Below are 21,991 nucleotides of genomic sequence, written 5' to 3'. Positions count from 1 at the left end.
TCGGGAGGGTCCGGTGCCACCGCGACGACGTGGAGACGCCCCGCAGATGTCCGTTCTCAACGGCCGCGACCGCCACCTGGTCGGCCGCTTCTCGTACGGCGTGACCCCCGAGCTCGCCCGCGACGTACGTCGGGCCGGCGGTGGCCGCGAGTGGTTCGAGCGCCAGCTCGCCCCGGGGTCCGTCCCCGACCACGCCGCCGACCGTCTCCGGGGCTGGTGGCCGAGCCTCGACCGCGGCCCGAGCGACCTGTGGCGCCGTCAGGTCAAGGAGATCGAGGGCGGCTGGCAGGTGATGGCCGACTACCAGCGCTGGGTGCTCCTGCGTCGCATGGAGTCGCGCCACCAGCTCCACGAGATGATGACCGAGCTCTGGGAGCACCACTTCAACGTGCCGGCCAACGGCGACGCCCAGTTCACCTGGCGGGTCCGGTACGGCGACACGATCCGCAAGCACGCCCTGGGCCGCTTCGACCAGCTGCTGCCGGCCGTCGTCACGCACCCCGCGATGCTGATCAGCCTCGACAACGTCAGCTCGACCAAGCAGTTCCCCAACGAGAACCTCGGCCGTGAGCTCCTCGAGCTGCACACGGTCGGCCGCGGCGCCTACGACGAGTCCGACGTGAAGGCCTCGGCCCGCATCCTCACCGGGTGGACGGTCGACATGTGGGAGACCTTCGCGGCCGAGTACGACAAGGAGCGCCACGCCCGCGGACCGGTGAAGGTGATGGGCTTCCGGCACGCGAACAAGAGCGCGGACGGCCGCGAGGTCACCCGCGACTACCTCCGCTACCTCGCCCACCACCCCGCGACCGCCCGCCACGTGGCCCGCAAGCTCGCGGTGAAGTTCGTGCGCGACGATCCGTCTCCTGCGCTGATCAGCCGGCTCGCGCGGGTCTACCGCCAGCACGACACCGACATCCGGCCGGTGCTCCGCGCGCTGGTCGGCACCCGCGAGTTCCAACGCGCCGTCGGCGCCAAGGTGCGGGACCCGGGCGAGGACCTGGTCGCGACGTACCGCGCGCTGGGCGTGCGGGTCAGCAGGCCCCCGGCCGGCACGAAGGGCGATGCGTACGCCGCCAACCAGCTGCTGTGGCAGGTCGCCGGCATGGGCGTGACGCCGTTCGCCTGGCCCCGGCCCGACGGCCAGCCGATCGACAACCTGTCCTGGGCGTCGCCCGCCCGCCTGATCGCCTCGATGTCCGTGCACCGCAGCCTCGCCGGCGGCTGGTGGCCCTCGGCCGGCGCGCACTACCGCAAGCCGGCGGCCTGGCTGCCTCGCAAGACGGTCAGGTTCGACGTCCTCGTGGACTCCATGTCGCAGCGGATCCTGCACCGGCGCGCGACGCCGCGGCTCGTGCAGGCGTGCAGCGAGGCGACCGGCTGCAAGCCGCACGAGCGGATCACGCCCGACCACGGGCTCGTGCGATGGGGCATGTTCCGCCTGCTCAGCGTCCTGCTCGACTCCCCCGCCCATCTGACCCGGTGATGACTGACGTGACCTCCCAGACTCCCCTCCCGACCGCGGACGCCTGCTGCGCCGAGTTCGCGGCCGTCTCCCGGCGCGGGCTCTTCTCCGGCGCGGTCGCGCTCGCCGGTGCGACCACGTTCGTCGGCTCGGCGGCGATCACCACGTCCGCCTCCGCCGCTACGTCGGCTCCCGCGGTCCTGGTGGTCGTGTCGCTCCGCGGCGCCGCCGACGGGCTGTCGCTGGTCGTGCCGCACGCCGACCCCGCCTACTACCGGGCGCGGCCCGGGATCGCCGTACCGGCCGAGCGCCTGCTGGCGCGCGACGCCAGCTTCGGCCTGCACCCGGCGCTCGCTCCCCTGCTGCCGCTCTGGGACGCCGGCACCCTGGCCGCGGTGCACGCCACCGGCCTCCCCGCGCCCAACCGCTCCCACTTCGCGGCCATGGAGGCCGTCGAGGACGCCGACCCGGGCTCGGCCGCGCGCAGCGGGTGGCTGAACCGCCTGATCGGCACCACGTCGGGCACCTCTCCGCTCCAGGGCTTCAACCTAGCCGGCGGCGTCACCCCGACCTCCCTCTACGGGCCCGCGCCGACCATGTCGGCAGGCAAGGTCGACGACGTCCGGCTCCCCGGCGAGGAGGACGGCGACGGGGGCCGGCGCCGGCGCTCGCTGCGCACCCTGTGGGACCACGACCGGTCCGTGCTGGCCCGCGGGATGCGGTCGACGTACGCCGCGGTCGACCAGTTCGGCCCCGCCGAGGCGGCCGCCGACCACAGTGCGAGCTACCCCGACACCGACCTCGGCAGGGCACTCGCCGAGGTCGCCCGCGCCATCCGCGGCGACGTCGGGATCGAGGTCGTCACCGTCGACCACGGCGACTGGGACATGCACTCCGGGATGGGTTCGGCCGAGCGCGGCTGGATGGTCAACAACGCGAGCGCGCTGGCCGGCGCGATCGCCGCCTTCTTCGGCGACCTGGGCGACCAGGCCGGGAAGGTCACGCTCGTGACGATCAGCGAGTTCGGGCGCCGGGTCGTCGAGAACGCGAGCGGCGGCCTCGACCACGGCTACGGCAACGTCATGTTCGTCGCCGGCGCCGGGGTGAAGGGCGGGCGCTACTACGGCAGCTGGCCGGGCCTGGGCACCGGTGACGACGCCGACCTGCAGGTGACCACCGACTACCGCAGCGTGCTCGCCGAGATCGTCTCCCAGCGGTTCGGGGCGTCGACGGCGAAGGTCTTCCCGCGCTTCTCCCCCGAGTCCGTCGGCGTGATGACCTCGCTGTAGACAAGTCGATTCTGAGAGTTTTGTCGGCCGGCCGACGATTCTCCTCCCTGGACGACGAAGTTTTGTCGTCCAGGCGTGAGTTTCGTCGGCCGGCCGACGAAACTCACGCTGGCGCCCGTCGGGCGTAGACAAGAACACGTTCTAGTTGCCACAGTGGCGCCGTGCGCGTCATCCAGTGGGCCACCGGCAGCGTCGGCAAGGCCGCCATCGAAGGCATCCTGCTCCACCCGGACCTCGAGCTCGTCGGGTGCTGGGTGCACTCCGACAGCAAGAACGGCGTCGACGTCGGCGAGATCCTCGGGATCGAGCCCCTCGGGATCGCCGCGACCAGCAGCATGGACGAGATCCTCGCGATGGAGGCCGACTGCGTCCTCTACTCGCCGCTGATCCCCAACCGCGACGAGGTCGCCGCGATCCTGCGGTCCGGCAAGAACGTCGTCACGCCGGTCGGCTGGTTCTACCCGACCGAGCGGGACGGCGCCCCGCTGGCCGCGGCCTGCCTCGAGGGCGGCACCACCCTGCACGGGACGGGCATCAACCCCGGTGGCATCACCGAGCTGCACCCGCTGATGTTCTCCGCGCTGTCGTCCGCGGTGACCTACGTGCGCGGCGAGGAGTTCTCCGACATCCGCACCTACAACGCGCCGGACGTCGTACGCCACATCATGATGTTCGGCGGCCAGCCTGACGAGGCGATGGGCGGCCCCATGCTCGGCCTGCTCTCGGGCGGCTTCATCCAGGCGATCCAGATGTGCCTGGACACCCTCGGCTTCTCCGCCGACGCCGAGATCCGCACCTCCCAGGAGGTGGCCGTCGCCACCCAGCCGATCGAGACGCCGATCGGCGTCATCGAGCCCGGCCTGGTCGCCGGTCAGCGCTTCATCTGGCAGGCGTACGTCGGCGAGACGGTCGTCGTGCACATCGCCGTCAACTGGCTGATGGGCGAGGAGCACCTGGAACCCGCCTGGACCTTCGGCCCGGAGGGCGAGCGCTTCGAGGTCGAGGTGCAGGGCGACCCGAGCTGCTTCGTCACCATCAAGGGCTGGCAGCCCGACACGGTCGAGGAGGGCCTCGTGCGCAACCCGGGCGTCACCGCCACGGCGTTCCACTGTGTGAACTCGATCCCGTACGTCGTGGCCGCGGAGCCCGGGATCAAGACCTACCTGGACCTCCCGCTCATCGCCGGCAGGGCGCACCCCGACCTGCGCTGAGGCACACCGGTCAGTGCGACCTCCAGGTCGCGGCCATGTCGAGGTCACCGTGACCGTCGTCGACCGCCCGCCGCAGGTGGTCCCGGATCCCGGGGAGCGCCGCGAGGTCGGTCCCGGCCTCGGCCGCTGCGGCGAGCACCAGCTCGGCGTCCTTCAGCGCACCGGACAGGGCGAACGAGGGCGTCATCTCGTCCGCGAGCATCGCGGACCCCTTGAGCTGGACGTACGGGGCGTCCATGGCTCCGTCGCGCACGGCCTCCAGGAAGAGCGCCGGGTCCAGGCCGAGGTCACGTGCCAGCGCCAGCGCGTCGGCGACGCCCTCGAGCACGGTGAACACCCATCCGTTCGCCACGAGCTTGAGCCGCGTCCCGGCACCGGCGGGACCCACCCACATCGTCCGGCTGCCGATCGCGTCGAAGACCGGTGCGACCACGTCGCGCGCGGAGTCCGGGCCCGAGGCCAAGACGACGAGGGTGCCGTCCTCGGCGGGCTTCTTGGTGCCGAGGACGGGAGCGTCGACGAACACCAGGTCGAGCTCGTCGGCCAGCGCGGCGAGTCGGGTGGTGGCATCCACGCCGACGGTGGCGGCCTGGATCCAGACCGTCCCGGCGCCCAGACCGCCGCGCGCTGCCGCGATCGCCTCCTCGACGGACGGCCCGTCGTACGTCATCGTCACGACGACGTCCGCTCCCGCGACCGCCTCGGCCGCGGTGGAGGCCACGCTGGCGATGTCGGCGAGCGGCGCCGCCCGCTCGGGCGTCCGGTTCCAGACCCGCAGCGGGAGGCCGGCAGCGGCGAGGTTGCGCGCCATGCCGGCGCCCATCGTGCCGGTCCCCAGCAGGGCGACGGTCGGTGCAGTGCTCATGCGTCGACCGTACGACGCGGCTCCTACTTCTCGAGAGAGGTCAGCGCGGCACGATCCGTGATGCGCGTGACGGCGTGGTCGACGTTGCTGACCTGGATCAGCACGCAGAACGCGGCGATCGTGACGACCAGCACCTTCGTGACGCCCTGCAGCAGTCCCTTGAACATCGCGCCACCCCCCTACTCCTACGACGCGAGCACCTTCGATGGTGCCACCGCTGGGGAGTAGATCGGAATCGCGAACGCCGTCTTGAGGGAAGTCAGCAGAACGCTTGCAACGCGCTAGCAGATCGCACGCCCAGCGCGCCGCACGGTGGTTTCGAGGCTCAGGCCTGACGGCCTTCGCACCTCAACCACCGATGCCGGTGGTTGAGGTGCGAGCGAAGCGAGCCTCGAAACCACCACCCGCACTCGGTCTAGCCGCGGATGGCGTTCAGCCGCTCGACCGTCGCCTCGAACTCGGCGACCAGGTCGGCCACCACGTCGGCGACGGGGCGCACCTCGTTCATCCGGCCGACGATCTGCCCAATCGGCATCGAGATGACGTCCGGGTCGTTGGCGGCGCTGATCCGGTTGTGGGCCTCGGCGACGAGCAGGTTCTGGAGCGGCATCGGCAGCGGGGCGGGCGCACCCTCCTCGTTCCAGGCCTCGGTCCACTTCGTCTTGAGCAGGCGCGCCGGCTTGCCCGTGTAGACCCGGGTCCGGACCGTGTCGGACGACGTCGCCCGGGTGAACGCGGTCGTCCACGCCTCGGAGTTGGCGGCACCCATCTGCTGGTACTCGGTGGTGCCGAGCCAGACGGAGCCCATCCAGGCGCCCTGCGAGCCGAGCGCGAGGGAGGCGGCGATCTGCCGGCCGGAGCCGATGCCGCCGGCGCCGAGCACCGGGACGTCCGGCCCGACGGCGTCGACGATGTCGGGCTGGAGCACCATGCTCGCGACCTCGCCGGTGTGGCCGCCAGCCTCGTAGCCCTGGGCGACGATGATGTCCACGCCGTTGCGCACGTGCGAGAGCGCGTGCTTGGCCGCGCCCGCGAGCGCGGCGACCTTGATGCCGTGCTCGTGGCACTTCTCGATGACGTCGACCGGCGGTGAGCCGAGCGCGTTGGCGATCAGCACCGGCCGGTGCTGGAGCGCGACGTCGAGGTGCGACCGGGCGACGGAGTGCAGCCAGCCCAGGACGCCCTCGCGGCCCTCGCCCTCAGGGAGCGGGGGTACGCCGAGCTTGAGCAGCGTCTCGTCGACGAACTTCTTGTGCTCCTCGGGGATCATCGCGCCCAGGTCGACCGAGGTGCCCTCGGTCGGGATCTTCATGGGCATCACGATGTCGACGCCGTACGGCTTGCCGTCGGTGTTCTCGTCGAGCCAGGTCAGGACCCGCTCGAGCTCCTCGGTGTCGTTGAACCGGACGCAGCCGAGCACCCCGAGCCCGCCGGCCCGCGACACCGCCGCGGCGACGTGCTCGGACGGGGTGAACGCGAAGATCGGGTACTCGATCCCGAACTCGTCACACAGCGGCGTGCGCATCAGACGCTCGTCGGGTTGACGGTCGCGGCCTTGGCGGCGAAGCCAGCGAGCGCGAGCTCCTTGGCCGCGGGGTACTGCGCCTTGCCCGCGGCGTTGCGCGGCACCTGGTCGACGATCGTGAGGGTGCGCGGCAGCTTGTAGCCGGAGAGGTGCGCGCGCAGGTAGGTGCGCAGGTCCTCGAGCTCGAGGCTCTCCCCCTCGCGCAGCTCGACCACGGCGGCCACCGCCTGTCCGTACTTCTCGTCGGGGATGCCGACCACGAGCACGTCGTACACGGCCGGGTGCCCCTTGATGGCCATCTCGACCTCCTCGGGGTAGACCTTCTCGCCGCCGGTGTTGACGCAGTTGGACCCGCGGCCCAGGAGCGTGACCCGGCGGCCCTCCTCGATGCGCGCGAAGTCTCCCGGCACCGAGTAGCGCTCGCCGTTGATGACCAGGAAGGTCGCGGCCGACTTGGCCTCGTCCTTGTAGTAGCCCAGCGGCACGGAGCCGCCGCGGCCCAGCCGGCCGACCTTGCCGACGTCCGTGTCGGGGTCGAGCAGCTCGTTGTTCTCGTCGAGCACGACGCCGCTGGAGGCGAGCCCGACGACCGGGCCGTCGGTCGAGATGTTGTTGGCGTCGGCCATGCCCATGCCCTGGAAGCCGGTCTCCGTCGCGCCGACCGAGTCGGTGAAGATCGAATTCGGGAAGGCCGCCATCCAGCGCGCCTTGACCGGCGGGCTGAAGATCGCGGCACTGCTGGAGATCGCGACCAGGTTCGAGGCGTCGTACGGCGTCCCGGTCGCGGCCTTCTCCTCGTAGGCCTCGATGAGCGGGCGCGCCATCGCGTCACCGGTCATGAAGATCAGCTGGATCTTGTCGGCCTCGATGATCTCCCAGGTGCGCACCGGGTCGAACTTCGCCTCGAGGATCGTCAGGTGCCCGGCGAAGAGGTGCATCAGCAGGCCGGACTGCGCGCCGCCGTGCATCAGCGGGCTGAGCGGGAACGTCGCCATCCGCGGGTCGTTGGCCTGGCCGGACTGGGTGAACTCCTCGAGCAGGTCACCGGTGTAGAAGTCGGTGCCGCCGCCGAGCACGCGCCACCAGTCCTCCTGGCGCCACATGACGCCCTTCGGGAAGCCGGTGGTGCCGCCGGTGTAGATGATGTGGACGTCGTCGGCGCTGCGCTCGCCGAAGTCGCGCTCGGCGCTCTGGCCGGCGATCGCGTCGTCGTAGTGGACCCCGCCGTACGACGAGAAGTCGGAGGCGTCCGACGGGTCGAGCGAGTCGTCGACGACGACCGCGACCTTGAGCTTCTCGTGGTTGTCCCAGATGGCCGCGACCAGCGGCGCGTACGAGCGCTCGTGGATGACCGCGACGACGTCGGCGTTCTCGAAGAGGTAGTTGAGCTCGCCCTCGACGTAGCGGTAGTTGACGTTGATCATCACCGCGCGGATCTTGACGATCGCGAGCATCGCGACGACGTGCTCGATGCTGTTCTTGGCGTAGATCGCCACGTGGTCGCCCGGTCCCACCCCCTGTGCCTGGAGGTAGTGCGCGAGCCGGTTGGCGTCGGCCTCCAGCTCGGCGTAGGACACGACCCGGTCGCCGAACTTCAGGGCGGCGTTGTCGGGCGCGGCGTCGACGGCGTGTTCGAAGAGATCAGCGATGTTGTGAGCCACGCCGCGAGACTAGAACACGTTCTTGTTCTTGGCTAGGCTCGCGCTCATGACCTCAGTCGAACCCGGGGCGGCCCCCCACTGCCTCGTCGAGCAGGACGGCCACAAGCTGATCGTCACCATGAACCGCCCGGAGGCGCGCAACGCGCTCTCCGGCGAGATGATGGCGATCATGGAGGACGCCTGGGACCGGGTGAACTCCGACCCGGAGATCCGGGTCTGCATCCTCACCGGGGCGGGCGGCTTCTTCTGCGCGGGCATGGACCTCAAGGCGGCCACCAAGCGCTCGCCCGACGAGAGCTTCCAGTCCGGCTTCGACCCGACGGTGATCAAGGGGCTGCTCAAGGGCTTCCGCCTGACCAAGCCACTGATCGCCGCGGTCGAGGGCCCCGCCGTGGCCGGCGGCACCGAGATCCTCCAGGGCACCGACATCCGGATCGCCGGCGAGTCCGCCCGCTTCGGCGTCGCCGAGGCCAAGTGGAGCCTCTACCCGATGGGCGGCTCCGCCGTACGCCTCCCCCGGCAGATTCCCTACACCGTCGCCCTCGACCTCCTCCTGACCGGCCGTCTGGTCAAGGCGCCCGAGGCCAAGGAGATCGGCCTGATCGGCCACGTCGTCCCCGACGGCGAGGCGCTCGCCAAGGCGCACGAGATCGCCGACCTGATCTGCGCCAACGGCCCGCTGGCCGTCCAGGCGATCCTCAAGACCGTCCGCGACTCCGAGGGCAAGCACGAGGAGGACTGCTGGGCCGACGACGCCACCGTCGGCAAGGCCGTCTTCGCCTCCGAGGACGCCAAGGAGGGCCCCCGCGCGTTCGCCGAGAAGCGGGCGCCGCAGTTCCAGGGCCGCTAGGGTCTCCCGACCTCCCCGGCCGGAGGGCGCCAGTCAGGCCCCGAGCACCGTCGGCAACCAGGCCAGCTGGCGCTGCTGCTGGAAGGCCTCGCCGCCTTCGTGGTCGTTGAACTCGTAGACCTCGATCTCCTTCGGTCCGCCGTACCAGTTGTACGCCGCGAAGACCGTCGACGGCGGGCAGGTGAGGTCCATCAGGGCGACCGACCACAGCGCGGGCGCGGTGGCGAGCCGGCCGAGGACCGCAGCATCGACGTAGGAGAGCGTCGCGAAGGTCTGCTCCACCCGGTCGCGGTGCGCGGCGAGGTAGCGGACCAGCTCGCCGTACGGCTCGGCCGGAGACACGGCGACCGCGCGCCGGAAGTCGCAGAGGAACGGCACGTCGCACAGCACCGCCGCCACGGAGGAGGGAGCCAGGGCGGCGACGGAGGTCGAGATCCCGCCGCCCTGGCTCCCTCCCGCCACGGCCACCCGAGATGGGTCGACCAGGTCGTGACCGCGCAGCACCTCGAGCGCGGCCACGGCGTCGGCGTAGACGCGTCGGTAGTAGTAGGTCTCGGGGTCCTCGACCCCGCGGGTCAGGAACCCCGGCTGCGACGACCCGGAGCCGGCGGGGTCGCCGGTCGCGCCGGTCGTCCAGCCGCTGCCCTGCCCGCGGGTGTCGACCACGAGGTGCGCGTAGCCGGCCAGCGCCCAGAAGACGTGCTCGTGCGGCAGCCCGCGCCCGCCGTTGTAGCCCTGGAGCTGGACGACACCGGGCAGCGGACCGGCGCGGAGCGACGACGCCGGCAGGTGCAGCCACGCCCGGACCGGGTCGCCGTCGAAGCCGGCCAGCGTCACGTCGTACGTCTCCACGGCGACGAGCCCGGAGTCGACCCGGGTGAACGTCGGCGCAGCCGTGCCGATGCGCGCGAGCGTGCGCGCCCAGAACTCCTCCAGGTCATCGGGTACGGCGAGGGGCGGCCGGTAGACCCGCGCCTCGTCGAGCGGCAGGTCGAAGTCCATCAGGTGAGCTCGACGGTGACGACCGGCTCGAGCACCCGGTCCACGCCGACGACCCGGGTCGCGCCGACCAGCTCCAGCGGGAGCACCTCGCGGACGTCCGTGCTGGACGCGCCCACCCACAGCTCCACCTCGCCGGGCTCGACGATGCGGAGCAGGTCGCGGCCGGTGAACGACGTCAGGTCGGCCGACAGCGAGAGGCAGACCTGGGCCTGCTGTCCGGGCGCGAGGTCGACCCGCGCGGCGCCGACCAGCTGCTGCACCGGCCGCACCACCGAGGCCGACCGGTCGTGGAGGTAGACCTGCACCACCTCGGACACGTCCCGGTCGGCCTCGTTCACGAGCCGCACCACCAGCTCGCAGGTGCCGTCGGTCGCCCAGGTGGGCGCCGACGACGTCACGGCGGTCCAGGTCGCCGTGGCGTACGACAGCCCGTGCCCGAAGCCGAAGAGTGGCGTCGGGTCGACCACGCTCACCTCGTTGCGCCGGCCCAGCGCCGGAGCGAGGTACGTCGAGGGCTGGGTCGAGCCGGCTCCCGGGAAGCTGACCGGGAGGCGGCCCGAGGGGTTCACCCGCCCGCTGAGCACGTCGGCGACCGCCTGCGCGCCCTCCTCGCCCGGGAAGAAACCGCAGACCAGTCCGGCGAGCCGGTCCACCTGCCGGCTCAGGTCGTAGGGGCGGCCGACCAGCAGCACCGCGACGACCGGCGTACCGGTCGCGAGCAGCGCCTCGAGCAGCTCCTCCTGACGGCCCGGCAGGTCCAGGTCGGCGACGTCGCAGCCCTCGCCGGAGGTGCCCTTGCCGAAGAGCCCGGCCTGGTCGCCGAGCACGACGACGCAGACCTCGGCGTCGGCGGCGACCGCGACGGCGGCCTCGATGTCCGCCTCCTCGCCGCCCAGCACCGGGCAGCCCAGCGCGTACGTGACGTCAAAGGTCTCGGCCAGCACCTCCCGCACGGTGCGGACCTCCACGCCGGCCTCGGCCTCGGGGTGGTGGACCAGCACGTGCATCGGGAAGGAGTAGCAGCCGAGCATCGCCTCCGGGGTGTCCGCCCGCGGCCCGACGACCGCGACCGTCGCGCCGGCGGCGAGCGGCAGGCTGCCGTCGTTGGCGAGCAGGACGACCGAGCGACGGGCCAGCTCGAGGGCGACGGCGCGGGACTCGCGGTCGTCCAGGTCGACCTCGGCGGGCTCGAGCGGCGCCCAGCCCGGGTCCAGCAGCCCGAGCTCGCACTTCTGGGCCAGCACCCGCGACAGCGCCCGGTCGATGATCTTCTCGTCCACGACCCCGTCGGCGATCGCGGCCAGCAGGGGTGCGCCGTACGCGTTGACCGTCGGCAGCTCGACGTCGATGCCGGCCTCGAGGGCCAGCGACGCCGCCTCGCCCAGCGACCCGGCGACGCCGTGCAGCGACTGGAGGAAGGCGATCGAGAAGTAGTCGGCCGTCACCGTGCCGGCGAAGCCCAGCTGATCGCGCAGCAGCCCCGACAGCAGCCGCGGGTCCGCGGCGACGGGCAGCCCGTCGAGGTCGGTGTAGGAGTTCATCACCGACCGGGCGCCGGCCCGCAGCGCCATCTCGAACGGCGGCAGGATCACGTCGGCCAGCTCGCGCGGACCGATCGAGACCGGCGCGAGGTTGCGGGCGGCGCGCGAGGCAGAGTAGCCGAGGAAGTGCTTGAGGGTGGCGACCGTCCCGCCCTGCTCGAGGCCACGCACGTAGGCGCTGCCGACCAGGCCCACCAGGAACGGGTCCTCCCCCATCGTCTCCTCGACACGACCCCAGCGGTGGTCGCGCACGACGTCCAGCACGGGCGCGAGGCCCTGGTGGATGCCGAGCCGCCGCATGGAGCCGGCGATCTGCGCGGCCATCCGCTCCACGAGCTCCGGGTCGAAGGACGCGGCCCACGAGAGCGGCGCGGGATAGATGGTCGCGCCCCACACGGCCAGCCCGGTCAGCACCTCCTCGTGCGCCTGCGCCGGGATGCCGAACCGGTTGCCGGCCATCACGTCGCGCTGCCGCTGGGCCAGGATCCGCATGCCCTCGAGCGGCTCGAGCGGCGCGGTCCCGAACGTACGGGTCAGCTGGCCGAGCCCGTCGGCGACGACCTCGTCCCACGGCGGCATCGGGCCGACGCTCTCACTGAGCATCGGCGCCATCCCGCCGGCGTCGGGGTCGAGCCACCAGATCGAGCCGAGCTGGGCGACCTTCTCCTCGACGGTCATCCGGTCGACCAGGTCGGCGACCCGCGCCTCCACCGGTGCCGTCGGGTCACGCCACAGCTCGGTCACGATGCATCTCCCAGGGTCGCGGTCGTACGCCGGAGGACCAGCGTGGTGTCGAGGGTCACGTGCGTCTCGTCGAGCTGCTCGCCCGCGATCAGCGCGACGAGCATCGCGATCGCGTCGTGCCCGAGCTGGCGCATCGGCTGCTGGACGGTGGTCAGGGGCGGGTGCGACAGCGCCGACTCGGGAATGTTGTCGAACCCGACGACGGAGAGCTGGCCGGGCACCTCGACGCCGAGCTCGGCGGCGACCTCGAGGGTCGACAGCGCCGAGAGGTCGTTCGCGGCGAAGATCGCGGTCGGCGGCTCGGCCATCCCGAGCAACGTCCGGGCCGCCTCGCGGGCCTGCTCGGGGTCGAAGGCACCGTCGGCGAGGAGCGACTCGTCGACCGGTACGCCGGCGGCCGCGTGCGCCTCGCGGTAGCCGCGCTCTCGGAGCTGGGCGGAGACCAGGTCGGCGCGGCCCGTGACCATGCCGATGCGTCGGTGCCCCAGGCTGAGCAGGTGGTCGACGCCCATCCGGGCGCCCTGGAGGTTGTCGGCGGCGACGGTCGGCAGGCTCGAACGACCGGTGTGCGGGTCGACGGCGACCACGGGGCCGTCGTACTGGACGTCGGTGACCGTCGGGGTGACCAGGACGGCGCCGTCGACCAGCGTCCCCATCACGCGGGAGAGGTAGCGACGCTCCCAGCCGACGTGCTCGTCGAAGCGGCCGCCGGCCGAGTAGGCGACCAGCTCGTAGCCGGTGCCGCGGATCGCGTCGGCCGCTCCCTTGAGCACCTCGGTGCTGAACGGCTCGAAGTCCGCGACCAGCACGCCGATCACGTTGGTCCGGGCGTTGCGCAGGCTGCGCGCGACCAGGCTGGTCTCGTAGCCGAGGCGGTTGATCACCTCGGTGACGTGGTCGAAGGTCTGGCTGGAGACGCCGTACCGGCCGTTCATCACCTTGGAGACCGTCGAGATCGAGACCCCGGCCTCGAGCGCGACCTGCTGCATCGTGACCCGGCCGCCACCACCCAGCGGTGCGCTCGGCCCGGTGCCCTGCTGGGTCACGGTGTTCTCCTCCACGTCGCCCGTCATCCCTTCACCGCGCCCTGGAGACCGCTGACGATGCGCCGCTGCATCGCCAGGAAGAGGATGAGGGCCGGGATCATCGCCAACGTGGTGAACGCGAGCACGCCCGCGGTGTCGGACGAGTGCTCGCTCGAGTAGTCCGCCACGCCGAGCGGCAGCGTACGCATGTCGTCCTGCAGCAGGAGCAGGGGCAGCAGGTAGGCGTTCCAGGACGCGACGAACGCGAGCACGCCGACCGTCACCAGCGCGGGCATCGAGAGCGGCACCACCAGGCGCCAGAAGATCCCGACCCGCGACGCCCCGTCGATCAGTGCGGCCTCCTCCAGCTCGCGCGGGATCGCCATCAGGAACGGTCGCAGGATCACCACGGTGATCGGCAGCGCGAACGCGGCCTGCGGCAGCGCCACGCCCCACCAGGTGTTGGCGAGGTGCAGGTTGCGCGAGACCAGGATGAAGAGCGGGATGATCGCCACCGCGGCCGGGAAGAGCAGCCCCAGCACGAAGACCATGAAGAGAGGCTCGCGGCCCTTGAACTGGTAGCGCGCGAGCGGGTACGCCGCCATCACGCCGAAGAGCACGGCCACGACCGTGGTCACCAGCGCGACGATGGTCGAGTTCAGCGCGTAGCGCCAGAACGTCTCGTTGGTGAGCACTGCGGTGTAGTTGGAGAACACCCACGGGTCCGGCAGCCCCGAGGGGTCGCTGGCCAGCTGCTCGTTGCTGCGGAAGCCGCCGAGCGCGCCGTACACGACGGGCCCGAGGGTGATGATGACGGCGACCAGGGCCAGCAGGTAGACCAGCGGTCCACCAGAGCCGAACGGCCTCGCACGTCGGATCATGGCCGCCTCACCTCTCCACGGTCGTGTCGCGCCTCAGCACGAACACCTGGTAGATCAACGCCATCAGGAAGCCGATCACGAACAGGATCACGGACGCCGCGCCGGCGATGCCGTAGTTGTGCCGGCCGGTCCCCTGGTTGATCAGGTAGGTCGCCATCGTGGTGGTCGCGTTGGCCGGACCGCCGCCGGTCAGGATCCAGACCATGTCGAAGAGCTGGAGCGAGCCGATCATCGACAGGAAGCACCAGGTCCGGATCGTCGGGCCGAGCAGCGGGATCGCGATCCGGCGCTGCACCTGCCACCAGCTGGCGCCGTCGAGCTGCGCCGCCTCGAAGAGGTCGTGGGGCACCCCCTGGAGGCCGGCCAGGAAGAGCAGGATGGCCAGGCCGAGGTACTTCCAGGTGAGCACGACGAACACCGTCGCGAGGGCCAGGTCCGGCGTACCCAGGAAGCCCTGCTCGGGCGGGGTCAGCCCGACCGCCGTGATCAGCCCGTCGACGACGCCGGACTCGGGCTGGAGCAGCTGGTACCAGACGACGCCGGCGATCACCTCGGCCAGCACGTAGGGGACGAAGACGATCGTGCGCAGGATCCCCTGGCCGTGGATGCGGCGGTTGAGCAGCAGGGCCACGGCGAGCCCCAGCGGCAGCTGGATCAGGATCGAGGCGAAGACGATGATGAAGTTGTGCGTCACCGCCCCGGTGAACACGTCGTCGCTGAGCACGTAGCGGTAGTTGTCGATCCCGATGTAGTCGTCCATCGGGCCGAAGCCCTTCCACCGGTAGAACGACATCCGGACGGCCGAGACGATCGGCCAGACGACGAAGACCGCCATCAGCGCCAGCGCGGGCGTGACGAAGAACGCGATCTCCAGTCGCTGTCGCCAGCCCGACCCGAGGGGCCGGGAGGCCACCCGGCGCTGGTCGCGCCGGGTGGCCCCTCCGAGAGGTGTGGACGTCGTGGAGAGTGCGACGTCCTCGTCGGTCACGGTCAGCTCACTGCTCCTGTCGGTGCGGTCCGGGTCACTGCTCGGCGTCGGCGGCCTGCTGCGTCGCGTCGACCACGTCCTGCGGGGACGCGTCGCCGGCGAAGAGCAGTGCGATCTCGTCGTTCATCGCCCCACCGACGGAGGCACCGAAGGCCGTGTCGAAGTAGAGCTGGACGTACGGCGCGTCGTCGCGTGCCTTGAGGACGCCGGCCAGCGCCGGGTCCGAGACCGAGCCGTTCGCGGCCGGGTTGGTCGGCAGACCCATGTCGTTCGACGCGAAGCCCTCCTGGACCTCGTCGGACAGCAGGTACTTCACGAAGTCGACCGCCTCGTCGGGGGCGTCCTCGGAGACCGCCCACGCGTCGCCGCCGCCGAGGGCGTCGGCCGGGTTGCCCTGGCCGTCCTCGACCGCCGGGAAGGGGAACCAGCCGGTCTTGTCGCCCAGGCCCTTGCCGTCGTCGGTCAGGCCCTGCATGACGCCGGGCTCCCAGTGGCCCTGCATCTCCATCGCGACCTTGCCGGTGGCGAGCAGGCCGGACGCGGACGTCGCGCCCTCCTGCGCCTTGGTGGTCAGGAAGCCCTTGTTGAAGGGGTCGGTCGCGAGCAGGTCCTCGACCACCTCGCCGGCCTTCACGAAGCACGGGTCGGAGAAGTCGAGGCTGGTGACCGCGTCCTGGAGGACGTCCTCGGGGCACGAGCGCAGCGCGGTGTAGTACCAGTAGTGCGCGGCGGGCCACTTGTCACCGGCGCCCACGGAGATCGGCGTGATGCCGGCGTCCTTGAGCTTGGCGATGTCGTCGTACCACTCGTCCATCGTGGTCGGCGGCGCGGTGATGCCGGCCTGGTCGAACAGGTCGGCGTTGTACCAGACGCCCACGACGCCGAGCGAGAACGGCAGCGCGTACGTCTTGCCGTCGATCTGCCAGCCGCCGACGGAGCCACCGATCTTGTCGATCTCCTCCGAGGCGTCGTCCGAGATGTCACGGACCATGCCCGCGTCGACGTGGTCGGCCAGCTCGCCGCCGCCGCGCTCCATGTAGATGTCGGGGATGTCCCCGCTCTGGAACGCCGCGTCGAGCTTGTCGACCATGTCCTCGTGGGCCATGGCGCTGATCTCGATCTTCACGCCCGGGTGGTCGGCCTCGTAGTCCTTGGCGACCTGTTCGTAGTAGCCCATGCCGGGCTCGTTGTTGGAGTTGTGCCACCACGTGATGGTGGTGGTGCCACCGCTCCCCTCCGACGAGTCGTCGCTGCCACAGGCAGCGAACGTCAACACGCCGGCGCAGAGCACGGCGAGCGCCGCGCTGCGAGACTTCGACCTCATACGGAAACCCTTCCATTCGGCGTACGCCGGGTGCGACGCACGTCACACATGACCGGAAAGGTGTCACTCGTCACAGGGCGTGTCAATCGTTGTCGATAACGTTTTCCATAGTTTCGCCATTTTCGAAACAAAGGGCAAGGGTCCGGCGGTGAGACCGTGGGGTCGTGCCGCTCCTGACGACGCCCATCACCGCCGACCTCGTGCGCGGTGCCCTCGAGCTCGAGCCGACCGATGCGGGCCTGCTCCCCCACCGCCTGCCGGCCTGGGCGCGGGCGCAGGTGCCGGAGCCGCAGCTGCTGATGGCCGAGAGCCAGCCCTCCGGCGTACGCCTGTGCTTCCGCACGGCCGCCACCACGATCGAGCTCGACACCGTGCCGACCAAGCGGGTGTACGTCGGCGTCCCGCCTCGACCCGACGGGCTCTACGACCTCGTCGTCGACGGCGAGCTCGTCGACCAGGGCAGCGTGCCGGGCGGCGGCGCGATCGTCATCGACATGACGAAGGGGACGTTCAAGGACCGCCCCGGGCCGGCCGGGACGCTGCGTTTCGCCGACCTCTCCCCTGCCGACAAGGACGTCGAGATCTGGCTCCCGCACGGCGAGACGACCGTGCTGGTCGAGCTGCGCACCGACGCACCGGTCGACCCCTCACCCGGCAACGGGCGCCCGGTCTGGCTGCACCACGGCAGCTCGATCAGTGCGGGGTCCGAGGCCGCGGGCCCGACGACCACCTGGCCGGCCCGCGCCGCGACCCTCGGCGGCGTCGAGCTGGTCAACCTGGGACTCGGCGGCAGCGCGCTGCTCGACCCGTTCGTGGCCCGCACCATGCGCGACACCCCCGCGGACCTGATCAGCGTCAAGATGGGGATCAACCTGGTCAACGCCGACCTGATGCGACTGCGGGCCTTCACCGCCGGCGTGCACGGCTTCCTCGACACCATCCGCGACGGCCACCCGACGACGCCGCTGCTGGTCGTCTCACCGATCTGGTGCGGCATCCACGAGGACACCCCCGGACCGTTGATGCCGGCCACCGATGCGGACGGCAACGTCCGGTTCGAGGCGTCGGGCGACCCCGCCGAGACGCTGTTCGGCAGGCTGACCCTGCGCGTGATCCGCCGGGAGCTGGCGCGGATCGTCGCCCAGCGGTCGGACCGCGACCCGCACCTGCACTACCTCGACGGTCTCGCGCTGTACGGCGAGGCGGACGCGGCCCGGCTCCCGCTGCCCGACGACCTGCACCCGGACGCCGCCACGCACCTGCTCATCGGTGAGCGGTTCGCCGACATGATCCTGGGTTCCGGTCACGTCTTCGACATCGCCTGACAGAATCTCCGAGTGCCGTGGCCGACCTGGGATCAAGCAGCGGTCGCTGCCCTGATCAGCGGCCTGGTCTGGCTCGCGGTCCGGCTGCGGCCGAGCCGCCTCACCCCGCACGTCGAGCCGGCCGCCGCCGAGTTCGCCCTGATCGCGTCGCTCTACGCCGTGTGGCGCCTGGCTCGGATGCTCCCGATCACGGCCACCCACGGCGCGATCGCCCGGGCGCACGACATCGCGGCGTTCCAGGACTGGCTGCACCTGCCGTCGGAGCTGTCGCTCCAGAAGTTCGTGCTCGCCCACGAGCACGTCGCCGACCTGACGACCTGGTACTACGCGACGGTGCACGTCCCGGCGCTGATCGCCTTCCTGGTCTGGCTCTTCATCCGGCACCGGGACAAGTACCCGCACTGGCGCAACGGGCTGGCGCTGATCACCGCGTGGTGCCTGGTGATCCGCTTCGTCCGGGTCGCGCCGCCGCGCTTCCTCCCCGACCTCGGGTACGTCGACATGGGCCGCCAGTTCGGGATGTCCGTGTACGCCGTCGACCCGACCACCGGGGTCTCGGACCAGTACGCCGCGATGCCCTCGATCCACGTGGCCTGGGCCGCGGTGGTGTCCTTCGGCATCATCGCGGCGAGCACGAGCCGCTGGCGGTGGTTCTTCCTGCTGCACGTGATCCTGACGATGCTGGTCGTCTCGGCGACCGGCAACCACTGGTGGATGGACGGCATCGTCGCGATCGCGCTCCTCGCGGGCTCGCTCGCGGCCGACACCGCCATCCGCCGCTACTGGCGGCGCCGCTCAGCCGACGGCGCGGTCCCCGGTCCAGAACTGAGCCCGGAGGGCCTTCTTGTCGGGCTTGCCGAGCCCGGTCAGCGGCAGCGAGTCGGCGACGATCACCTGCTTGGGTGACTGCACGGAACCCTTCCGTGCCTTGACCATCTCCTGGATCTCAGCGGTCATGGTGGCGATCGATTCCTCGTCGCGCGGCGCGTCCGAGCGGAGCACCACGATCGCGGTCACCGCCTCGCCGAACTTCTCGTGCGGGGTGCCGATCACCCCGACCTGGGCGATCGCCGGGTGCTCGGCGACGACGTCCTCGACCTCGCGCGGGAAGACGTTGAAGCCGCCCGAGACGATCATGTCCTTGGTGCGGTCGACGATGTACCAGAAGCCGTCCTCGTCCTCGCGCGCCACGTCACCGGTGTGCATCCAGCCGTCGCGGAAGGTCTCGGCGGTCTCGTCCGGCAGGTTCCAGTAGCCACCGGCCAGCAGCGGGCCGGCCACGCAGATCTCGCCCGGCTCACCGACCGGGACCTGCTTGCCGTCCTCGTCGAGGAGCGCCGTACGGATGAACGCCGACGGACGACCGCAGGAGGCGAGCCGGCGGTCGTCGCCGGTGACGTGGTCCTCCTTCGAGAGGTAGGTGATCGCCATCGGCGCCTCGGACTGCCCGTAGTACTGGGCGAAGATCGGGCCGAACCGCTCGATCGCCTCCTTGAGCCGCACCGGGTTGATCGCGGACGCGCCGTAGTAGACGGTCTCGAGCGACGACAGGTCGCGGGTCTTGCTGTCCGGGTGGTCCATCAGCGCGTAGAGCATCGACGGCACCAGCATGGTCGCCGTGATCCTCTGCTCCTCGATGGTGCGCAGCACCTCGGCCGGGTCGAACTTCGCCAGCACGTAGAGGCAGCCGCCCTTGAGCACGGTCGGCACGAAGAACGCCGCGCCGGCGTGCGACAGCGGCGTGCACATCAGGAAGCGCGGCGACTCGGGCCACTCCCACTCCGACATCTGGATCTGGGTCATCGTGTTCATCTGACGCGACAGGCCGATGACGCCCTTGGGCTTGCCCGTCGTACCGCCGGTGTAGGTGATCGACACGATGTGGTCGGGGTCGAGGGTGACCGCCTCGAGGGGCAGCGGGTCGAACGACGCTGCGGCCGCGTTGAGGTCGTGGCCGACGTGGCTCAGCTCCTCGGGCACCGGCCCGATCGTCAGCACCTTCTCCAGCTTCGGGCACTTCTCGAGCAGGCCGAGCGCACGCTCGACGAACATCGGCACCGGGTCGATGGTGATGCTGGTGATCTCCGCGTCGTTGATGACGTAGGCGTGGTCGTCGAGCGAGCCCAGCGGGTGCAGCGAGGAGCGCCGGTGTCCCTGGGTCTGGCCGGCGCCGAGGATGAAGAGCACCTCGGGGCGGTTGAGCGCGAGCAGCGCCCCCGCCGTACCGCGACCGGCGCCGAGCGCCTCGAAGGCCTGGGCGTACTGGCTCATCCGCTCCGCGGCCTGGCCCCCGGTGATCGTGGTGTCACCGAGGTACATGACCGGCTTGTCGCGGTGCCGCTTGAGGGCGGACACCATCAGGTGGCCGTTGTGGGTGCCGACGCGCAGGTCGTTGGAAGAGGGCAGAGCGTCCGTCATGCGACCGAGACTAGAACGTGTTTCAGTTCGGGGCAATCCTCGCGAGGACCGCGTCGAGGCCGCTCCGCACCTCGTCGTACACCCCGGCCTCGCCGAGGTCGCGCGCGAACTGCTCGTTGAGCCCGCCGGGCGTGGCGTGCGCCTGGGCGAGCGCCGTGAAGTCGGCGTCGGGCTGACCGAGCTCGCCCGAGAGCGCTGCGAACGTGTCCGCGACGTAGCGCCGCGCCTCGGGTCCGGCGATGCCCCGGTCGGTCAGCCAGCCGGCGATGGTGCCGAGGTAGCGGAAGTGGGCGGCGACCGTCGCTGATGCAGCCGCCACCGACTCGTAGGCGAGCTCGTCGTCGATCGCCAGGCTCCCGCCGAGGCGACCGAAGAGGTCGGTCACCGCCGGCGTCGCCGGGTGCACCGGCGTCCTGCCGCCACGCGTCGCCACCGCCGGGAGCGGGATGCTGCGTGCGACATCGGTCGCGGGCGCCACGATCGAGCGCAGGCGAGCGACGTCGAGGCCGGCGACCGCACTCACGACCGCTTGGTCGGCACGGAAGGCCAACCCGGCCAGGATCTCGGCGGCGTTGCCCGGGAGCAGGCACACGACCACGACGTCGGCCTCGGCGACGACTGCCTGGTTGTCAGCGGCCACGTCGACCGTCGCGAACCTGGCCGCCAGGGCCGCCGACCGGTCGGCGCTGCGCGGGGACAGCACGATCGTGGGCGGGTCGTCGACCCCGTCGCACAGCCCGACGACGATGGCCTCCGCGATCGACCCGACTCCGATGACGCCGTACGTGCTCACAGAGGGAACTCTGTCACGCGAGCAGCTCGGCCACCGACCGGATCTCGTCCGCCGAGCGGGCGCTGAGCAGCAGCGTGGTCACGCCGGTCTCCTCCCACTGGGCGACCTTCTCCTTGACCTCGCCCGGGGTGCCGACGATGTGCATGTCGTCGACCAGCTCGTCGGGGATCAGCGACGTCGCCTTGTCCTTCTCGCCGCTCAGGTAGAGCTGCTGCACCTCCTTGGCGAGGTCCTCGTAGCCCATCCGCACGAAGACCTGGTTGTGGAAGTTGGCCTCCTGCGCGCCCATGCCGCCCATGTAGAGCGAGACCGAGGGCTTGATCGCGTCGAGGACGAGCTGCTTCTGCTCGGCGTTCTCGACCACCTGGAGGTGGCAGGTCGCGGCGATCTCGAAGTCGGCTCGGGTACGACGCGCGCCGGGTCGGGCGAAGCCCTCGTCGAGCCAGGGCTGGTACATGCCGGCCGACCGGGGTGTGTAGAAGATCGGGATCCAGCCGTCGGCGATCTCGGCGGTCTGGGCGACGTTCTTGGGCCCCTCGGCGCCCAGCCAGATCGGCACGTCCGCGCGCAGCGGGTGCACGATCGGCTTGAGCGGCTTGCCGAGGCCCACGGAGTTCTCACCGCGGAACGGCAGCGGGTAGTGCGGGCCGTCGTTGGTGACCTTGTCCTCGCGGGCGAGCACCTTGCGGATGATGTCGACGACCTCGCGGGTGCGGGCCAGCGGCTTGCCGAACGGCTGGCCGTACCAGCCCTCGACCACCTGCGGGCCGCTGACGCCCATGCCGAGGATGACGCGACCGTTCGACAGGTGGTCGAGCGTCATCAGGTGCATCGCGATCGAGGTCGGCGTCCGACCGGACATCTGCACGATCGAGGTGCCGAGCTTGATCCGCTCGGTCTCCCGACCCCACCACGCGAGCGGGGTGAACGCGTCGCTCCCCCACGCCTCGGCCGTGAAGATCGCGTCGAACCCCGCCTCCTCGGCGGCGGCCACCAGCTCCCCGACACCCTGCGGAGGCTGCGCGCCCCAGTACCCGAGCTGCAGTCCGAGCTTCATGTGCGTCTCCTCTGGTGGTCCTCTGGT

The 21,991-nt window shown here is 71.2% G+C and carries 19 protein-coding genes; 6 read left to right on the top strand and 13 right to left on the bottom strand.

Going from position 1 to position 21,991, the window contains the following annotated elements; translation table 11 throughout:
• Positions 1-46 precede the first annotated feature (46 nt).
• From ACFPYL_RS12890 to ACFPYL_RS12880, 3 genes are all read left to right on the top strand, one after another.
• Positions 47-1,486, top strand: coding sequence for a DUF1800 domain-containing protein (locus ACFPYL_RS12890; RefSeq protein ID WP_379154539.1), 1,440 nt, complete (start codon positions 47-49; stop codon positions 1,484-1,486).
• Positions 1,486-2,754 carry a DUF1501 domain-containing protein gene (locus tag ACFPYL_RS12885; RefSeq protein WP_379154537.1) on the top strand — a complete coding sequence of 423 codons (1,269 nt, stop codon included), beginning with the start codon at positions 1,486-1,488 and terminating at the stop codon, positions 2,752-2,754. The genes ACFPYL_RS12890 and ACFPYL_RS12885 overlap by 1 nt, the downstream gene beginning before the upstream one ends.
• A 161-nt stretch (positions 2,755-2,915) precedes the next feature.
• Entirely contained in the window at positions 2,916-3,965 is a 1,050-nt protein-coding gene (locus ACFPYL_RS12880) for an NAD(P)H-dependent amine dehydrogenase family protein (RefSeq protein WP_379154534.1), read from the top strand.
• A 10-nt stretch (positions 3,966-3,975) separates the two neighbouring features.
• On the opposite strand, the gene ACFPYL_RS12875 is transcribed toward ACFPYL_RS12880, so the two are convergent.
• The 4 genes from ACFPYL_RS12875 to ACFPYL_RS12860 form a co-directional block, all read right to left on the bottom strand.
• On the bottom strand, positions 3,976-4,830 hold the full coding sequence (locus tag ACFPYL_RS12875) for an NAD(P)-dependent oxidoreductase (protein WP_379154531.1): 855 nt from the start codon (positions 4,828-4,830) through the stop codon (positions 3,976-3,978).
• Positions 4,831-4,853: 23 nt separating this feature from the next.
• Entirely contained in the window at positions 4,854-4,997 is a 144-nt protein-coding gene (locus tag ACFPYL_RS12870) for a hypothetical protein (protein WP_379154528.1), read from the bottom strand.
• Positions 4,998-5,245: 248 nt separating this feature from the next.
• Positions 5,246-6,355, bottom strand: coding sequence for an NAD(P)H-dependent flavin oxidoreductase (locus tag ACFPYL_RS12865; RefSeq protein WP_379154525.1), 1,110 nt, complete (start codon positions 6,353-6,355; stop codon positions 5,246-5,248).
• On the bottom strand, positions 6,355-8,016 hold the full coding sequence (locus ACFPYL_RS12860) for an acyl-CoA synthetase (RefSeq protein ID WP_379154522.1): 1,662 nt from the start codon (positions 8,014-8,016) through the stop codon (positions 6,355-6,357). The genes ACFPYL_RS12865 and ACFPYL_RS12860 overlap by 1 nt, the downstream gene beginning before the upstream one ends.
• Before the next feature lie 46 nt (positions 8,017-8,062).
• On the opposite strand from ACFPYL_RS12860, the gene ACFPYL_RS12855 reads away from it, so the two are divergent.
• Positions 8,063-8,866, top strand: a complete 804-nt coding sequence (locus tag ACFPYL_RS12855) for a crotonase/enoyl-CoA hydratase family protein (RefSeq protein WP_379154520.1) — start codon at positions 8,063-8,065, stop codon at positions 8,864-8,866.
• A gap of 33 nt (positions 8,867-8,899) precedes the next feature.
• Here the strand turns inward: ACFPYL_RS12855 and ACFPYL_RS12850 are convergent, their stop codons facing one another.
• The 6 genes from ACFPYL_RS12850 to ACFPYL_RS12825 are packed head-to-tail and all read right to left on the bottom strand — an operon-like array spanning position 8,900 to position 16,371.
• Positions 8,900-9,868 carry an acetylxylan esterase gene (locus ACFPYL_RS12850; protein WP_379154517.1) on the bottom strand — a complete coding sequence of 323 codons (969 nt, stop codon included), beginning with the start codon at positions 9,866-9,868 and terminating at the stop codon, positions 8,900-8,902.
• On the bottom strand, positions 9,868-12,153 hold the full coding sequence (locus ACFPYL_RS12845; RefSeq protein ID WP_379154515.1) for a glycoside hydrolase family 3 N-terminal domain-containing protein: 2,286 nt from the start codon (positions 12,151-12,153) through the stop codon (positions 9,868-9,870). Before ACFPYL_RS12845 ends, ACFPYL_RS12850 begins: the two co-directional genes overlap by 1 nt.
• Entirely contained in the window at positions 12,150-13,226 is a 1,077-nt protein-coding gene (locus ACFPYL_RS12840; RefSeq protein ID WP_379154512.1) for a LacI family DNA-binding transcriptional regulator, read from the bottom strand. The genes ACFPYL_RS12845 and ACFPYL_RS12840 overlap by 4 nt, the downstream gene beginning before the upstream one ends.
• Positions 13,223-14,059 carry a carbohydrate ABC transporter permease gene (locus ACFPYL_RS12835; protein ID WP_379154509.1) on the bottom strand — a complete coding sequence of 279 codons (837 nt, stop codon included), beginning with the start codon at positions 14,057-14,059 and terminating at the stop codon, positions 13,223-13,225. Before ACFPYL_RS12835 ends, ACFPYL_RS12840 begins: the two co-directional genes overlap by 4 nt.
• 7 nt (positions 14,060-14,066) lie before the next feature.
• Positions 14,067-15,047, bottom strand: coding sequence for a carbohydrate ABC transporter permease (locus ACFPYL_RS12830; protein WP_379154506.1), 981 nt, complete (start codon positions 15,045-15,047; stop codon positions 14,067-14,069).
• A 34-nt stretch (positions 15,048-15,081) separates the two neighbouring features.
• Positions 15,082-16,371 carry an ABC transporter substrate-binding protein gene (locus tag ACFPYL_RS12825; protein ID WP_379154503.1) on the bottom strand — a complete coding sequence of 430 codons (1,290 nt, stop codon included), beginning with the start codon at positions 16,369-16,371 and terminating at the stop codon, positions 15,082-15,084.
• A 164-nt stretch (positions 16,372-16,535) separates the two neighbouring features.
• On the opposite strand from ACFPYL_RS12825, the gene ACFPYL_RS12820 reads away from it, so the two are divergent.
• Both ACFPYL_RS12820 and ACFPYL_RS12815 read left to right on the top strand, forming a co-directional pair.
• Complete coding sequence (locus ACFPYL_RS12820; protein WP_379154500.1) at positions 16,536-17,696, top strand: GDSL-type esterase/lipase family protein; 1,161 nt, start codon at positions 16,536-16,538, stop codon at positions 17,694-17,696.
• A 12-nt stretch (positions 17,697-17,708) separates the two neighbouring features.
• Positions 17,709-18,602: a phosphatase PAP2 family protein gene (locus ACFPYL_RS12815; RefSeq protein WP_379154497.1), complete on the top strand. Its 894-nt coding sequence runs from the start codon at positions 17,709-17,711 to the stop codon at positions 18,600-18,602.
• On the opposite strand, the gene fadD8 is transcribed toward ACFPYL_RS12815, so the two are convergent.
• Genes fadD8 through ACFPYL_RS12800 form a run of 3 tightly spaced genes read right to left on the bottom strand, consistent with a single transcriptional unit; the run spans position 18,492 to position 21,964 of the window.
• Positions 18,492-20,114, bottom strand: a complete 1,623-nt coding sequence (fadD8, locus tag ACFPYL_RS12810; RefSeq protein ID WP_379154494.1) for a fatty-acid--CoA ligase FadD8 — start codon at positions 20,112-20,114, stop codon at positions 18,492-18,494. The genes ACFPYL_RS12815 and fadD8 overlap by 111 nt on opposite strands.
• Before the next feature lie 22 nt (positions 20,115-20,136).
• A complete protein-coding gene (locus tag ACFPYL_RS12805; protein ID WP_379154491.1) occupies positions 20,137-20,907 on the bottom strand; it encodes an NAD(P)-binding domain-containing protein in 771 nt (256 codons plus the stop codon).
• A 13-nt stretch (positions 20,908-20,920) separates the two neighbouring features.
• The gene (locus ACFPYL_RS12800) at positions 20,921-21,964 is read right to left on the bottom strand and encodes an LLM class F420-dependent oxidoreductase (protein ID WP_379154489.1); all 1,044 of its coding nucleotides are present in this window, start codon (positions 21,962-21,964) and stop codon (positions 20,921-20,923) included.
• Positions 21,965-21,991: the final 27 nt, after the last annotated feature.

This window comes from Nocardioides hankookensis (assembly GCF_042658885.1).
In the GTDB taxonomy this organism is placed as follows: Bacteria; Actinomycetota; Actinomycetes; order Propionibacteriales; family Nocardioidaceae; genus Nocardioides; species Nocardioides hankookensis.
This window is presented reverse-complemented; position numbering and strand designations above follow the sequence as displayed.